Below are 1,709 nucleotides of genomic sequence, written 5' to 3' on the forward strand. Positions count from 1 at the left end.
CCTGCCGTATCTGGCGCCGGATATACCCGTCGTACTTGGCGGAAATCTCCGTCTCCAGAATCACCTCGTCCGGAAGCACCGGCCGCTGCGGATCGAAGGGCCGGAGCATGTCATAATCAAGCTCCGGGCGGCAGAGAAGCTCTATGAGTTTGGTGCCGGTTTTCACCGGACTGGTCCCCCGCTCCTCCAGAAAACGGTTGAGCTCCTCTGTGGCGGGAATGTTGGTTTCGGAGATTCGCTTGAGCTCCCGTTCCACCGATGCGTATTTTCCCCGGATCCGGCGGTACCGTTCGTCGGATACCAGCCCCACCCGGTTCCCGATGTGCCCCATGCGGATATCAGCGTTGTCCTGCCGGTGCAGCAGGCGGTATTCCGAGCGGGAAGTCATCATACGGTAGGGCTCGTTGGTGCCCTTGGTTACCAGATCGTCGATGAGGATACCGATATACCCGTCGCTCCGGTCGATGATCAGCGGCGCCTCCCCCCGAATTTTCAGCGCCGCGTTGACCCCCGCCACGTAGCCCTGCACCGCCGCCTCCTCGTAGCCCGAGGAGCCGCAGAACTGTCCGGCGCCGTAAAGCCCCGGCACTTTTTTCGTCTCCAGAGTGGGATAGAGCTCCAGGGGATTGATGCAGTCGTATTCGATGGCGTAGGCCGGGCGCATAGTCTCTGCCCTTTCCAGTCCCGGAACGGTATGGAGCATCTCGATCTGCACGTCCTCCGGCATAGAGGAGGAAAAGCCCTGGATGTAAGCCTCTTCCGTATTCAGGCCCATAGGCTCCACAAAAAGCTGGTGCCGCTTCTTGTCCGCAAACTTCACCACTTTATCCTCAATGGAGGGGCAGTATCTCGGCCCTACCCCCTCGATGGTTCCGGAAAAAAGAGGGGACCGGTCGAGGTTTCGCCGGATGATCTCGTGGGTCGCCTCCGTAGTATAGGTGAGATAGCAAACGGCCCGGTTCTCCGGCCGCCTCTCCGTCTCGAAGGAAAAGGGGATTCCCGTCTCGTCCCCTTCCTGCAGCTCCATGCGGGAAAAATCGATGCTCCGGGCGTTCACTCGCGGGGGGGTACCCGTTTTGAACCTCCGGAGCTCCAGCCCCAGATCGGTGAGGCTCCGGGTCAGCGCCGCGGCGGCGAACATCCCGTCCGGTCCGCCCTCCCGGGTGACGTCCCCCACGATGGTCCGTCCCCGGAGATAGGTCCCCGAGCATACGATGGCCGCCTTCACCCGGTATACCGCCCCATTCTGGGTAACTACGGCCGAAACGGCTCCGCCCTCCGTCTCAACAGCCACGATCTCCGCCTGTTTCAAACTGAGATTGTCCTGAGACTCCAGGGTGTGTTTCATAAGAGCCTGATACGCCCTTCGGTCGGCCTGGGCGCGCAAAGAATGGACCGCCGGGCCCTTCCCCAGGTTCAGCATCCGGTACTGGATGCAGGTTTTGTCGGCGGCCCGGGCCATTTCTCCCCCCAGGGCGTCCAGCTCCCGCACCAGGTGTCCCTTCCCGGTTCCTCCGATGGCGGGATTGCAGGGCATGTTGCCCACCGCGTCCAGATTGATGGTAAAACACACGGTGCGAAGACCGAGCCGCGCTGCGGCCAGCGCCGCTTCAATTCCCGCGTGCCCTGCCCCGATTACCGCGATATCGAATGTTCCTGCCGGAAATGCCATATTGACTCCCTCGCATGGTATAAAAAATTGTATGGAT

At 61.3% G+C, this 1,709-nt stretch carries 1 protein-coding gene; it reads right to left on the minus strand.

The window, feature by feature from the left end; translation table 11 throughout:
* Positions 1-1,672, minus strand: a 1,672-nt coding sequence (mnmG, locus tag B9A13_RS13800; RefSeq protein ID WP_084235735.1) for a tRNA uridine-5-carboxymethylaminomethyl(34) synthesis enzyme MnmG, incomplete at its 3' end; no start/stop codon positions are given.
* Positions 1,673-1,709: the final 37 nt, after the last annotated feature.

It is taken from the genome of Papillibacter cinnamivorans DSM 12816 (assembly GCF_900176335.1).
Lineage (GTDB): Bacteria > Bacillota > Clostridia > Oscillospirales > Oscillospiraceae > Papillibacter > Papillibacter cinnamivorans.